The 14250-nt window shown below is 55.8% G+C and carries 14 protein-coding genes; 9 read left to right on the plus strand and 5 right to left on the minus strand.

Annotation, left to right across the window (positions count from 1 at the left end):
* Nucleotides 1-17 precede the first annotated feature (17 nt).
* The gene (paaZ, locus tag BUA49_RS01270; protein WP_072794990.1) at nt 18-2063 is read left to right on the plus strand and encodes a phenylacetic acid degradation bifunctional protein PaaZ; all 2046 of its coding nucleotides are present in this window, start codon (nt 18-20) and stop codon (nt 2061-2063) included.
* Between the two features lie 84 nt (nt 2064-2147).
* Here paaZ and BUA49_RS01275 read toward each other — a convergent pair whose 3' ends face one another.
* The 5 genes from BUA49_RS01275 to BUA49_RS01295 all read right to left on the minus strand — a co-directional run bounded on the left by BUA49_RS01275 (nt 2148) and on the right by BUA49_RS01295 (nt 6104).
* Nucleotides 2148-2642 (minus strand): universal stress protein, encoded by a 495-nt coding sequence (locus tag BUA49_RS01275; RefSeq protein ID WP_072794991.1) that lies wholly within the window; start codon nt 2640-2642, stop codon nt 2148-2150.
* Nucleotides 2643-2686: 44 nt separating this feature from the next.
* On the minus strand, nt 2687-4015 hold the full coding sequence (locus BUA49_RS01280; protein ID WP_072794992.1) for a TRAP transporter large permease: 1329 nt from the start codon (nt 4013-4015) through the stop codon (nt 2687-2689).
* Between the two features lie 23 nt (nt 4016-4038).
* Nucleotides 4039-4554: a TRAP transporter small permease gene (locus BUA49_RS01285; protein WP_072794993.1), complete on the minus strand. Its 516-nt coding sequence runs from the start codon at nt 4552-4554 to the stop codon at nt 4039-4041.
* Between the two features lie 4 nt (nt 4555-4558).
* Entirely contained in the window at nt 4559-5596 is a 1038-nt protein-coding gene (locus BUA49_RS01290) for a TRAP transporter substrate-binding protein (protein ID WP_072794994.1), read from the minus strand.
* A gap of 121 nt (nt 5597-5717) precedes the next feature.
* Entirely contained in the window at nt 5718-6104 is a 387-nt protein-coding gene (locus BUA49_RS01295; protein ID WP_072794995.1) for a 5-carboxymethyl-2-hydroxymuconate Delta-isomerase, read from the minus strand.
* Nucleotides 6105-6422: 318 nt separating this feature from the next.
* On the opposite strand from BUA49_RS01295, the gene hpaH reads away from it, so the two are divergent.
* The 8 genes from hpaH to BUA49_RS01335 all read left to right on the plus strand — a co-directional run bounded on the left by hpaH (nt 6423) and on the right by BUA49_RS01335 (nt 14236).
* Nucleotides 6423-7226, plus strand: a complete 804-nt coding sequence (gene hpaH, locus BUA49_RS01300; RefSeq protein ID WP_072794996.1) for a 2-oxo-hept-4-ene-1,7-dioate hydratase — start codon at nt 6423-6425, stop codon at nt 7224-7226.
* A 24-nt stretch (nt 7227-7250) separates the two neighbouring features.
* Nucleotides 7251-8057, plus strand: coding sequence for a 4-hydroxy-2-oxoheptanedioate aldolase (gene hpaI, locus BUA49_RS01305; protein WP_072794997.1), 807 nt, complete (start codon nt 7251-7253; stop codon nt 8055-8057).
* A gap of 30 nt (nt 8058-8087) precedes the next feature.
* Nucleotides 8088-8756, plus strand: a complete 669-nt coding sequence (locus BUA49_RS01310; protein WP_072794998.1) for a fumarylacetoacetate hydrolase family protein — start codon at nt 8088-8090, stop codon at nt 8754-8756.
* Between the two features lie 3 nt (nt 8757-8759).
* The gene (locus tag BUA49_RS01315; RefSeq protein ID WP_072794999.1) at nt 8760-9542 is read left to right on the plus strand and encodes a fumarylacetoacetate hydrolase family protein; all 783 of its coding nucleotides are present in this window, start codon (nt 8760-8762) and stop codon (nt 9540-9542) included.
* A gap of 19 nt (nt 9543-9561) precedes the next feature.
* Nucleotides 9562-11097: a 5-carboxymethyl-2-hydroxymuconate semialdehyde dehydrogenase gene (gene hpaE, locus BUA49_RS01320; RefSeq protein WP_072795000.1), complete on the plus strand. Its 1536-nt coding sequence runs from the start codon at nt 9562-9564 to the stop codon at nt 11095-11097.
* 42 nt (nt 11098-11139) lie between these two features.
* Entirely contained in the window at nt 11140-12078 is a 939-nt protein-coding gene (gene hpaA, locus BUA49_RS01325; RefSeq protein ID WP_217650391.1) for a 4-hydroxyphenylacetate catabolism regulatory protein HpaA, read from the plus strand.
* A gap of 179 nt (nt 12079-12257) precedes the next feature.
* The gene (hpaR, locus tag BUA49_RS01330; protein ID WP_072795001.1) at nt 12258-12680 is read left to right on the plus strand and encodes a homoprotocatechuate degradation operon regulator HpaR; all 423 of its coding nucleotides are present in this window, start codon (nt 12258-12260) and stop codon (nt 12678-12680) included.
* Between the two features lie 125 nt (nt 12681-12805).
* On the plus strand, nt 12806-14236 hold the full coding sequence (locus BUA49_RS01335) for an aldehyde dehydrogenase family protein (protein WP_072795002.1): 1431 nt from the start codon (nt 12806-12808) through the stop codon (nt 14234-14236).
* Nucleotides 14237-14250: the final 14 nt, after the last annotated feature.

Here is a 14250-nt window from a genome sequence, read left to right on the forward strand (position 1 = left end):
TTCTGGAGTTTTCTTACATGTCAGTTCTCAAGAGTTTTATTGCCGGTGACTGGATTGGTGAGCAGGCAGCAAAAGCGCTGCCCAGCGCCATCAACGGCGAGATCGTTGCGCATACGCACGACGATACTCTGGATTTCAGGAAAGCCGTGGAATACGGCCGCAAGGTCGGCGGGAAAACCCTGCTGGCCATGGATTTCCAGGAGCGCGCTCTGGCTCTCAAAGCCATGGCGATGTACCTGCAAGAGCACAAAAAAGAACTTTATGCCCTCTCGATGCACACCGGTTCCAGCAAAGCGGATAACGGTATTGATATCGATGGCGGGTTCGGTACGCTGTTTTCCTACGCCAGCATGGGCCGCCGTGAGCTGCCGTCCGGCAACGTTATACACGAAGGCCCGGTTACGCAGCTGGGCAAAAACAACCACTTTGCCGGCACCCACATCATGGTGCCCCGTGGCGGCGTAGCCGTTCATATCGACGCCTACAACTTCCCGGTATGGGGCATGCTGGAAAAGTTTGCACCCACATTCCTGGCGGGCATGCCCTCCATTGTGAAGCCGGCTACTTCCACCTGCTACGTTACCGAGCTGGCCGTTCGCCTGATGCACGAATCCGGCGCTCTGCCGGAAGGCAGCCTGCAGCTGATCATCGGCAGCACCGGCGATCTGTTCGAGCACCTGGAAGAACAGGATGTGGTCACCTTTACCGGCTCGGCGAAGACGGCACGCATGCTGCGCAACCATCCGAACATCATCAACCGTTCTATTCCGTTCAATGCAGAAGCCGACTCGCTGAACAGTGCCCTTCTGGCTCCGGATGTGACGCCGGAACACGAAGAGTTCGACCTGTTTGTACGGGAAGTGGGCCGAGAAATGGTTGCCAAGGCTGGCCAGAAGTGCACCGCGATCCGCCGGGTCATGGTGCCTCAGGATCAGGTACAGGCAGTGTGCGACAAGCTCAAAGAACGTCTCTCGAAAATCACCACAGGTGATCCTTCGGTCGAAGGCGTACGCATGGGCGCCCTGGCATCGATCGACCAGCTTGAAGACGTTAAAGCCAACATCCAGGAACTGCTGAAAACCAGTGAGCTGGTTGTCGGTGGCGAAGGCAACTTCAAGCCAACCGGCGAAGGTACCGAGAAAGGCGCATTCATTGAACCGCACGTGCTGCTGTGCCGTAATCCGGAAAACGGCTGTGGCGCGCACGACATTGAGGCCTTTGGCCCGGTTGCCACAATCATTCCCTACAACACCCTGGACGAAGCGATTGAGCTGGTCGCCAAGGGCCGTGGCTCATTGGTTACCACAGTGACCAGCCGCGACCCGGCTACCATTGCCAAGCTGGCACCGGCACTTGCCGCCTATCACGGCCGCCTGCACCTGCTGGACGCAGAAGCTGCAAAAGAATCCACAGGCCACGGCTCTCCCCTGCCTATGCTGAAGCACGGCGGGCCCGGGCGCGCTGGCGGCGGTGAAGAACTTGGCGGTATCCGCGCTGTGTATCACTACCTGCAACGTACAGCCATTCAGGGCTCCCCCACCATGCTGGCCGCAGTAACCGGCGAGTACATCCGCGGGGCGAAAGTGATCGAGAACGACATACACCCGTTCCGGTATCACTTCGAAGATCTTCAGATCAGCCAGTCACTGCTGACCCACCGTCGCACGGTTACTGAGGCGGATCTGGTGAACTTCGGCTGCCTGTCAGGCGATCACTTCTACATGCACTTTGACGAAATCGCCGCCCGTAAAAGTCAATTCGGCAAGCGCATCGCACACGGCTATTTCGTGCTGTCTGCTGCGGCCGGCCTGTTTGTGTATCCGGGCGAAGGTCCGGTGCTGGCGAACTACGGTCTGGATACGTTGCGGTTCATCGAGCCGGTAGCGCCGGGCGATACCATTCGTGCCCGCCTGACCTGCAAGCGCAAGATCGACCAGGGCCGCACCTCGCCAGATGGCCATCCGCAAGGCGTGGTAGTCTGGGACGTTCAGGTCACCAATCAGGAAGACGAGCTGGTTGCCAGCTACGATATTCTGACACTGGTCGCCAAAAAGCCGGAATAAACCTTCCGGCCATAAAAAACCGCCAGAACTTAAAGCTGCTGGCGGTTTTTTTGTGGCCGTCTGCCAGAAACAGAACAGTCTAGATCAGCCAACACCCAGCGGCACGATCAGAACCGGACGCTTGGAGTGAGTCAGCGTCTTGGTCGCGGTAGAGCCCATCAGTGCCTGCCCTAGCGCGCTGTGCTTGCGGGTTCCCATAACGATCACATCGGCATTCATCTCGTCGCCGACCTCAAGGATTTTACGCCAGGGCGTGCCTTCCTCGATGCGCGCCTCAATGTTCTTCAGGCCTAACACTTCGTGCTCTTCCAGCTCTTCCGCGCAGAAGCGCTCTATCCGCCCGCGGATCTTGAGGCTCAACTCCTCAACGCCCTTGTGCAGCATGTCCTCGAGCTCTTTTTCCTCCATCATGTTACTCAGCAAACTGCGTGCGGTACTCGACAGGGACTCAATCACGTACAGATACGTGATCTGAGCGCCAGAGTAGTGACCACACAGGCTGACCGCTGCACGGAATGCCGGACGCGAACCTTGATCAAGATCTGAGACATACAAAATCTTTTTAACATCATGAAACATTGTTCTTCTCCTCTATCCACCAGGGACAGGTAAGGCTGTACCTCTTAGCGGTACAGCAGCTCCGGCAAAAACAGTGCAATCTGAGCAATAAACACAATCAGCGCCAAACGCACAATATCGGCACACCAGAATGGTGTAACACCCTTGAAGATAGTGCCCGTTTTGACATCCCTCAATACTGCACTGAGCACAAAGACGTTCATGCCCACGGGCGGCGTGATCAGACTGATCTCAGTCACGACAACGACAACTATGCCGAACCACACCAGATCGAAGCCCATACTCTCCACAAGCGGATAGAATACCGGCACTGTCAACAGGATCATCGACAGGCTTTCAAACACCATCCCGAGCACAATGTAGATACCCAAAATTGCCAGAATCACGACAATCGGGGCCACATCCAGCGCAGTCACGAACTCCAGTAACATGCCCGGCAGCCCGGCCCGGTTAATAAAGTCCGAGAAAATCAGCGCCCCGATCACCACGGCAAACAGCATCGCAGAAGTACGGGCTGTATCCGCCAGTGTTTCGAAGAGTGTCGACAAAGTGAGACTGCGCCGGGCGAGGGCAATCAGAAAAGCGCCACCGGCACCGATGCCTGCCGCTTCCGTCGGCGTGAAGACACCCAGATAGATACCGCCCATGACGACAGTGAACAACAGCAATACACCCCAAACTCCTTTCAGCGCGCGCAAACGTTCCGGCCATTCGGCTTTCTCACCCGCGGGGCCGGCGCTGGGATCACGCCAAACCACATAACGCACCGCGCCCATATACATTAGCATGCCGAGGATGCCCGGAATAAAACCGGCGGCGAACAGTTCACGGATAGAGGACTCGGTCAGCAGACCGTAAATTATCAGAATCACGCTCGGCGGAATCAGGATGCCCAGAGTGCCGCCAGCGGCGATAGAGGCGGTGGCCAAAGAGTCGGCATAACCGTATTTGCGCATCGGTGGCATGGCCACCTTGCCCATGGTCGCGGAGGTTGCCAGACTGGAGCCACAGATCGCCGAAAAACCACCACAGGCTACCACCGTTGCCATTGACAGTCCGCCTTTGCGATGACCGAGAAAGGCATTGGAAACATGGTAAAGCTCCTGGGCCAGGCCCGAACGGGTCACCAGGTTACCCATCAGCACAAACAACGGAATTACCGACAGGCCATAATTCTGGACCGTATCGATCACCCGGTTCGACGCCATCGACAGGGCGCCCCGCCAGCGAAAATCCATGAAATTGTTCAGGTCCAGCCCCATCAGAAAAGCGAAGCCAAAGAAACCGACCAGACCCATGGCAAAGGCAATCGGCACCCTCAGAACCAAGATCATGAAAAGGAGAACGGCAAAGCCGGTCAGCACGACGGTCATAGAATTTTCCGTAACTGATTGGTTTATTTTTCAGGAGTGAACAGGGTGCGATGAACGCCGAGCGTTATCACGGCGGCGGCGGTTAGCCAACTCATTATGGCGATGTACTCGGAAATATAACCACTGGGCATGCCGAGAAATTCCGTCACAACACCACGCCGGATCGATCTCTCGCCAAGCTCAAAGATCCGTACCCCAAGGAAATACATCGAAGAGGAAATAATCAGGGCCGAAACCAGTCCGAGAACCTTCAACACCTTTTGCCCCAGCACATTGTCCAACAGATCCACCACGATGTGCCCACCCCGATAAGTGACAACCGGCATAGCCGCGAATACCATCAGGGCAAGGCCCAGCCGGGTGAGTTCAGTGGCCCCGGGAACGGGGCTGCTGAACAGATAACGACCGGCCACGTCCAGGCAGGTAGTCAACATAAGCAGGAAGAGAACTGATGCTGCTACAAGCTCCAGAAGGAAGACCAGCCACTTGGCTGGTCCCTTCTCGCTATAATGCCTGTTAACCCATGTAGCGAGAGACATGTGGTTACTCCTGATGCTCACGCTCATACTCTCGGGCAACGGTCCGCAGCTCTTTTAGCGCCTGTCGGGCATTCGGAGCACGATCAGACACGCTCTGGATCCACTGTTCGTCCATGCCCTGAATCAGCTTCTGGAAGTCCTGCGCCATCTTATCGCCTTCCTTAACCCGGATGATGTTGACGCCGGCTTCCTCCGCAGCCTTCAGGCCCTCGTCATCAATACCATCCCAGGCGCGCCCGGCCAGGGCGGAGAGTTTTTCACCCGATACGCTCATGATCGCCTCGCGATCCTTGGGGTCGAGCTTTTCCAGAAAGTATGGATCGATGAACATCGAAAAACTGCCGAGGTACATGCCACCAGGGAGCATGGTGACGTTGGGCGCCACTTCCTTGAGACGCAAAGTCTTCTGCTCACCCATGGGGAGGAAGGCACCATCAATCACGCCCTGCTGCATCATTTGATAGACTTTGGGGGCTGGCGCTGAAACCGCAGTCACGCCCATTCGCTTGCCAAGCTCGGTCTGGACGCCACCACCAATGCGAATCTTCTTGCCCTTTATCTGGTCGAAGGAGGTGATTGGCTCAATGGACTGGATATAGCCCGGACCATGGGTAAACATGCCCAGAAGCGTTAGGCCTTCAAACTCGCCGGAGTCCATAAAGTACTTGTTATACACCCGCCAGAGTGCGACCGAACCCGCCTCAGCTCCTACACCCAGGCCCGGCAATTCCACAATCTGGGGCAACTTGAAACGACCCGGAACGTAACCGTGGTAACTGAATCCGGCGTTGACGACACCGTCCTCTACCAGCTGGAACATGGTTTTCGGGTGGCCCAGATCGTGTTCGATTTCAACCTTAACCCGTCCTTCCGTTGCCTCTTCAACCCATTTGGCCCACGTCGGCCAGACCACGGCGTTCTGTGGGTTGGTCGGCGGCAGCCAGGTCCCGACGTGCAACGTCGTGGCGGCTAAAGCGCTGCCGGATATCGCCAGCCCCAATGAAAGGATGGCAGCTTTAGTAAAGAGTTTTGTTTTTGTCATAACGGCCTATCTCCTGATAGTTTTGTAATTATTACTTGCTTGGCCGCGGCCCGGGAATACCCGCAAACCTTCCTGGCACTGCCCTACAGGTCTTGCAGCGCCCACCCGTGTCACACTCCCGTCAGGTATTTGAGAACAGAGGATGTATGTTGTTCTTGTTGAACTTCAGCACCGGATCCAGTTCCGTCATCTCGAAAGAGATCTGTACATAAGTTTCATCACTGATCGGTTGCATCCAGTCACACAAAATTTTGAATACCTGCTTAGCGACTTCCTGTTTAAGCGCCATATCGCGACCGTGTCCGATCTTCAGGTTCAGGTTCAGGAACGCGAAGTCATCACGACCATCAGCCACCCGAAAATCGTTGCAGCGGATTGCACGGCTGCGCACACCGCCAAGCGGGAAAGCACCCGTTGACACCACATATTCGTGCAAGCGCTTGAATAACTTTTGAAAATCCAGTCGGTCATGCAGGTTGCCCGAGTATTCAACTATAAAATGCGGCATCGTCAGTACTCCCCTGAGCGGTTGATTCGAGTCCTTGTCCCGGATCAATCCGGCGATTATGAGCAAAGGGCGAATAGTAAGAAATCTACTTAACATGTTAACTGCTGTCAATACGTATAGCCATTGCACCACTTTTCTGATTGATACCCACACACAGCCACAACTATAGTTCAGACATCGACTCTTGACTTACTTAATATGTTAACTAAAATAAGTCTCATATCACCTGCGCCATCGCCAGCCGCCAATCGATATGGCCGCGCGCGATTCCACGCACAGCCATTGAACCGCAACGGACTATCAAAGGTGCCATAAAGCATGTTGACCAAAGAGCAGATCAAGATCGCCGCCGATCGCTTGCACGAAGCAGAAGTGAATCGCAAGCAGATCCCGGCGCTGACCCTGGAGCACCCTGGAATGGACATGGCAGATGCCTACTCTGTTCAGAAAGCCTGGGTTGACCACAAGATTGAAGATGGACGCAAGGTAATCGGCTACAAGATCGGCCTGACTTCTCGAGCCATGCAGATGTCATCCAACATTGACCAGCCTGACTACGGCGTGCTGCTCGACGACATGCTGTTCGAAGACGGTGCCACCCTCAAAGCATCCGATTTTCTCGATCCGCGCATCGAAGTAGAATTGGCGTTCATACTGAAAAAACCGTTATTCGGTGAAAATGTCACCATCTTTGATGTTATCGACGCGACTGACTATGTAATTCCGTCACTGGAACTGATCGCCGCGCGCTGCCTGCGTACCGATCCGAAAACAGGCTACACTCGCAAGGTGTATGACACCATTTCCGACAACGCCGCCAATGCCGGTATCGTCATGGGCGGCCGCCCAATCAAACCGATGGATATCGACCTGCGCTGGGCCGGCTGCATGCTGTACCTGAACGGTCAGATTGAAGAGACTGGTTTGGCCGGTGGCGTACTTGGCAATCCGTTGAAAGGTATCACTTGGGTGTGCAGACGTTTTGCCCCGCACGGTATTGGCCTGGAGCCAGGCCAGGTGATCCTCTCCGGCTCTTTCACCCGCCCGGTGCCGGTCAAGGCGGGCGATACTGTCCACGCCGATTTCGGCTCACTGGGTGGCGTGGCCCTGAACTTCGAATAAGCACCAATCAAACAGGAGACGAGCATGGAGCTGCTAAAGAACCGCTTCAAGCAGGGACTGGCTACCGGCGATACCCAGTTCGGCCTTTGGCTTGGCCTGCCGGACAACAGTGCCGCTGAAATTGCCGCCGTGGCCGGCTTTGACTGGCTGCTAATCGACGGTGAGCACGCCCCGTTCGACCTGCGTACCATAATGGCGCATCTGCAGGCGATCGCCCCTTACGACACAGCACCAATCGTGCGCTGCGTCGAAGGCAACACGGCCCTGCTCAAGCAGCTCCTGGATATCGGCGTGCAGACTCTGCTCGTGCCAATGGTCGAGACGGCCGAGCAGGCAGCTCAACTAGTAAAGGCTGTTCGCTATCCGCCGCAGGGCATCCGCGGCCTGGGCACCTCATTGGCCCGTGCTGCGCGCTGGAACCAGGTATCGGATTACCTGAAAAAAGCCAACGATGAAATTTGCCTGATTGTTCAGGTGGAAACTGCCAGTGCGATGGAAAATCTTGACGCCATTCTGCACGTGGACGGCGTTGACGGCGTCTTTATTGGACCATCCGATTTGTCCGCATCCATGGGCTACATTGGTGACGCCGGCAACCCGGTGGTGGTCGATACTGTCAACACCGGCCTGAACAAGATTCGCGACGCCGGCAAGTATGCCGGCCTGCTTTGCCTGGACCCGTCACTGGCGGAGAGCTATGTCCAACAAGGTGCCGACTTCGTTGGTGTCGGTGTAGACACCATGATTCTGGCCAATGAAACCCGCAAACTGGCGCAGCGCTTCAAACAGGGCACCCCGGTTGAAGACGAAAAACCTCGGGCCGGCTACTGATCGCCCGCCATCAACACGAGAAGGCTAACAATGACTGCAAGGACTCTGGTTAACAGCAAGCTGGTCTGCGTCGCACTGAACGACAAGAAACAGATGGCTGCTCTGGAAGCAACATTCAACGAAGCTCCCTACAAAAAGCCTCCGACTCAACCGGTGCTTTACTATAAGCCACGCAATACCTGGAGCACCGAGGGTGCCGTTGTAGAGTGGGCAAAAGATTTTGACGGCAACGACGTTGCTGAAATGGTTGTAGGCGCAAGCCTGGGTGTGGTGATCGGCAAGGAAACCTGCCGTGTCTCTGCCGAGGAAGCACTGGACTGCGTGGGCGGTTACACCATCGTCGCCGACTACTCTCTGCCAGAGCAGAACTACTACCGCCCGGACATCAAAGGCAAGTGCCTGGACACCTCGGCACCGGTCGGCCCTGAAGTGGTTGCTGCCGACAAGGTTGCCACTCCGGACGCCCTGACCGTGACCATAAGCGTCAATGGCGCACAGAAGAGCGCCTTTGCACTGGCCAACATGGAACGCAGCGTTGCGGAGCTGATCAGCATCATCTCGCACATCATGACGCTGCAGCCGGGCGAAATCATCGCCGTCGGTTTCGCCGGTGACCGCGTTACCGTTGCCAAGGGCGACAAAGTTGAAGCAAGCATCGAGGGTGTCGGCACCCTGAACAACACGCTGGGAGGTGCCTGAGCCATGAGACACGCACGCATTATCTTTGACGGCCGTGAGCTGGATATCGACATCAACACCAACGATCGCATCACCACCACTGACGGCGAAGTGCTGGACGTGGCGCTGAATTCGGACGATATCAGCTGGCTACCGCCGGTAAAGGAGCCGGGCACCATTTTCGCATTGGGTCTGAACTACGCTGACCACGCCACCGAACTGGCGTTCGAGCCGCCGAAGGAGCCGCTGGTATTCCTCAAGCACGCCAACACGCTGACCGGCCACAAGCAAATCAGCTACCGCCCGGACAACATCGAATTCCAGCACTACGAGTGCGAACTGGTCGCCGTTATCGGCAAGACCGGCAAGAACATCAAGCGTGAAGACGCACTGGACTACCTGGCTGGCTACACTGTCTGTAACGACTTCGCCATCCGCGACTATCTGGAAAACTACTACCGCCCGAACCTGCGCGTGAAGAGCCGTGACTCTCTGCTGCCGATGGGGCCGTGGATCGTTGATACCGCTGACGTGCCCAACGCCAACAATCTGCGTCTGACCACTGAAGTGAACGGTAAGATCACTCAGGACGGCTCTACCAAGGACATGATCTTTGACGTGCCCTTCCTGATCGAATACCTGAGCAAGATCATGACCCTGAACCCGGGCGACATGATCGCTACCGGCACGCCGCACGGGGTAGTCGACATGCAGCCGGGCGACACCGTGGTCTGCAGCATCGAGAACGTCTGCTCACTCGAAACGAAGATCGTTTCCGAGCAGGAATACTACGGCGACAAATACTGAAAGTTTCAGGAGTTATAAAATGAGCGATACACTGGCAACCAACCTGGAACGCGCACAGCAGTACCTGGAGCGCTTCAAGAACAACACCACCGGCCACTATATCAACGGTGAATTCACCTTGGGTAACGGCGGCCGTGAATACGACAATCTCACCCCGACCGACAACAGCTGCATCGGTAAAGTGATGGCCGCCTCCGTGGCCGACATGGACGCTGCGTGTGAAGCTGCTGAAAACGCCTTCGAAGCCTGGTCCAACACGCCAGGTGCCGAACGCAAGAAGATGCTGCACAAATTCGCTGACCGGCTGGTTGAGCGCGCTGATGAAATCGCAATGGTCGAATCCATGGACTGCGGTCAGCCGATCCGCTTTATGAAGCAGGCCGCCCTGCGTGGCGCTGCCAACTTCCGCTTCTTCGCCGACAAGGTACCGGAAGCGCAAAATGGCCTGGCCTTGCATCAGGATGAGCACACCAACTACACCATCCGCAATGCGATTGGCCCAGTCGGCATCATCACCCCATGGAACACGCCGTTCATGCTGTCCACTTGGAAAATCGCTCCGGCACTGGCCGCAGGCTGCACCGTAGTGCACAAACCGGCTGAGCTGACCCCACTGAGCGCCTATATTCTGGCCGAGATCGCAGATGAAGTGTTGCCCAAAGGCGTGTGGAACATGGTCAACGGCTTCGGCGAAGATGCTGGCAAGCGCCTGACCGAACACCCGGCAATCAAGGCGGTGGCACTGGTTGGCGAGTCTGCCACCGGTTCTCACATCATGCGCCAGGGTGCTGACACTCTGAAGCGCATGCACTTCGAGTTGGGCGGCAAGAATCCAGTTATCGTGTTTGACGATGCCGACTTCGAACGCTCACTCGATGCTGTTGTATTCATGATCTACAGCCTGAACGGTCAGCGCTGCACCTCTTCCAGCCGTCTGCTGATCCAGAGCGGTATCCGCGACAAGTTCATCGCTGCGCTGGAACAGCGCGTGCGCAACCTGCGCGTGGGCCACTCGCTTGATCCGGAAACCGAAGTGGGTCCACTGGTTGCAACCGAACACTTCAACAAGGTTCTGAGCTACTTCGACATTGCCAAAAAAGACGGTGCCAACATCGCCGTGGGTGGCAAGCGCATCACCGATGCAAAACCCGAACTGAACCCGAAAGGCAACTACGTTGAGCCAACCCTGTTTACCGACGCCAACAACCAGATGCGCATTGCCCAGGAAGAAATCTTCGGCCCGGTATTGACTGCAATCACCTTCACCACCGAAGAAGAAGCCGTCCAGATTGCCAACGACACCCAGTATGGCCTGTCCGGCTACATCTGGACTGAAAACACTGGCCGCGCCATGCGCATGGCCAAGCACGTCGAAGCCGGCATGCTGTGGGTAAACTCCGAAAACAATCGAAACCTGCCATCTCCGTTCGGCGGAACCAAGATGTCCGGCATCGGCCGTGATGGCGGTGATTGGAGCTTCGACTTCTATATGGAAACAAAGAACGTCTGCATCGCACATGGTACTCACCGTGTACCGACTCTTGGCAAACGCTAAGAGCTGCAGATACGGCCATGCCGACACCTTCAGGTGCCCGGCATGGCCGTCCGCCTTTTCTGTTATCGGCGCACCATGAACGATAGTGATAGCAGTGAATGGATTCCTAACATCATCATGGGGCAGGATTACGACCGCCGTTACATCGACGCGCCCATTCACTATGATGCTCTGGAAAACCTGGCCATTTTTTTTGGTCGTGACATGCCGGTGCACCGGCATGCCCAATACCTACAGATTCACTACATCGACCGGGGCGAAATCAGCTTCCATATCGATGATAAGATCTATCACGTCCGCGGCCCTAGCCTGATTCTGACGCCGCCCTCTGTACCCCACTCTTTTCTGACCAAACCCGATGCCCGCGGCCACGTATTGACCATTCATCAGTCCATTGTCTGGCAGCTGCTCAAAGATGGCCTGCAACAGGAGATGGATACTGAGCTGAGTCATGGCATCTGTATTGTGCGAGCAGACCTGGAACCCGAGCAGCGCAATCAATGGCCCCTGATTACCCAGACCTTTCGCAATCTCAAGGTTGAGTGGTTTCGGGAGCATCCGGCCAAGCGGCTGGCGCTGCATTCGTTGGTTAGCCTGTTACTGATCCAGATCAGCCGCCTGTCTGCCAAAGAGGCAGAAAGTAGCGCAGTCAATAACGATGACCTGCAAATCTTTCGTCGTTTCTCCGATTTAATCGAGGAGCATTTCCGCGAACACTGGCACCTTCCGGAGTACACCGACCGGCTGGGCATTTCTGAAAGCCGCCTGCACCAAATCTGTCAGCGCATATCTAATCGCTCACCAAAAAAACTGACCCACGACCGTATTATACAAGAAACCAAGCGACTGCTGATCTTCAGCAATCTCTCCAGCAGCGATATCTGTTACCAGCTTGGCTTCTCTGACCCTGCCTACTTTTCCCATTTTTTCAAGCGCCACACAGGCGTTACTGCAAAGCGCTACCGCAGCCAACAACAATAGGCTGTGGACTGTTAATTCATATATTAATAAAATGTTACCATGCAACGGAAATCGACCACCGGGCAACCCTCCAGAATCTCCATTGCCGCGTTTTCAGGCCTGCTGGTGCATTCAATGCAATATATGGGGATTCGGTGATCATCCTACAGCCGACACGAATTACGGGTAGCGAACCACTGATGCGCAAATACGAAGACTCCATCCCTCTAAAGCTACTCAAGGCGCGCGAAGCGACCATGAGCTTCTTCCGCCCGGCGCTGCAGTCAATCCCGCTCACCGAGCAGCAGTGGCGGGTCATTCGCGCACTGGTCGAGCACGGTGAGCTGGAGTCAAAGCAACTCGCTGATCTGTGCTGCATCCTTAGCCCTAGCTTAACGGGCATCATCAGCCGACTGGAACAGCAGGACTACATCCACCGTCGCCGCTCACCAGAGGATCAGCGTCGCGTGCTGATCAGCCTGACCGACAAGGCCGAGCAGATGTTTGATAGCGTTAGTCCGTCACTGGAAGCCCGTTATCAGGAAATCACCAAACAGTTCTCCAAGAAGAACATGCAGCAATTGGCAGAGCTGCTTGATCAACTCTGTGAGATAAAACCCTGACACCCATTAATAATCCACTCTATTGTCAGGCGGCTCCTGCGTTGGAGGTCGTTGACTTCAGTTAATATGTTAACTAGCATTAGTTAACATATTAACAAAGTCCAAATCCGGCGGAGCCCCATCTCATGCTGCAAGCATCCTATCCTTACTATCTGGCTAACGAAGCCCTTACACCGAACCAGGACCTGGCGGTGTATGACAAGTTCACTGGTGAAGTTGCGACCCGTGTCGCGATGGCAGATGCGGCTGCGATTGACCGGGCAATCGCAGCCGCTGACGCCGCAACTGAGCCAATGCGCAAGCTGCCGGCCTACAAGCGTCAGGCAATCCTCAATCACTGTATCAAGCGCTTCGAGGAGCGTGCAGAAGAGCTGGCTGGCGCCCTCTGTATTGAAGCTGGCAAGCCAATCAAGGATTCGCGTGGTGAAGTGACGCGCCTGATCGACACTTTCCGTATTGCGGCCGAAGAGGCTGTTCGCATCGGCGGTGAAGTAGTTCCCATGGATATCAGCCCTCGTGCCGAAGGCTACACCGGTATGTGGAAGCGCGTGCCGATCGGTGCCTGCTCCTTTATTTCGCCGTTCAACTTCCCACTGAATCTGGCAGCGCACAAGGTAGCACCGGCCATTGCAGCGGGCTGCCCTTTCATCCTGAAGCCGGCAAGCCTAACCCCGATCGGTGCGATCATCATCGGTGAAGTTCTGGCTGAAACCGACCTGCCCAAAGGCGCTTTTTCCATCTTGCCGTGTCACCGCGACGGTGCCGACCTGTTTACAACCGACGACCGCCTGAAGCTTTTGAGCTTCACAGGTTCTCCCGATGTGGGCTGGCGGCTGAAGGCAAAAGCTGGCAAAAAGCCTGTTGTTCTGGAGCTGGGCGGTAACGCAGCCTGCATCGTCGACGAAGGCACTGATATCAACGACGCTGTTGCACGCATTGTGTTCGGCGCCTACTACCAGTCCGGCCAGAGCTGCATCAGCGTGCAGCGCATTATGGTGCACGAGAAGCACTACGATGAGATACGCGAGAAGCTCTCCGCTGCCGTGAATGCTCTGGTACACGGCGACCCGAAAAACGAAACCACCTTTATCGGCCCGATGATCTCCGAGAAGGAGGCAACCCGGCTGCACAATTGGGTTTTGGAAGCTGAAGAATCCGGCGCCAACATTCTGGCTGGTGGCGATCGCGATGGCGCCATGCTGCAGGCAACTCTGCTGGAGAACGTAGACCCGGCTCAAAACGTAAACACTCAAGAAGCGTTCGGCCCAGTGGCAATTCTGTCCAGGTTCACCGACTTTGATGCGGCACTGAAGGAAGTGAACAATTCTGACTTCGGGCTGCAGGCCGGCATCTTTACCCGCGACATTTACAAGATTCAAAAAGCCTGGAACGAGCTGGAAGTTGGCGGCGTGGTGATTGGTGATGTTCCGTCATGGCGGGTAGACCACATGCCATATGGCGGTGTTAAGGACAGCGGCCTGGGTCGTGAAGGCGTTCGCTATGCGATCGAAGATATGACCGAGCTGCGCCTATTGGTTATACGCGACCCCAAGTAAGTGCTTTCTGGTGC

The organism is Marinobacter antarcticus, assembly GCF_900142385.1.
Lineage (GTDB): Bacteria > Pseudomonadota > Gammaproteobacteria > Pseudomonadales > Oleiphilaceae > Marinobacter > Marinobacter antarcticus.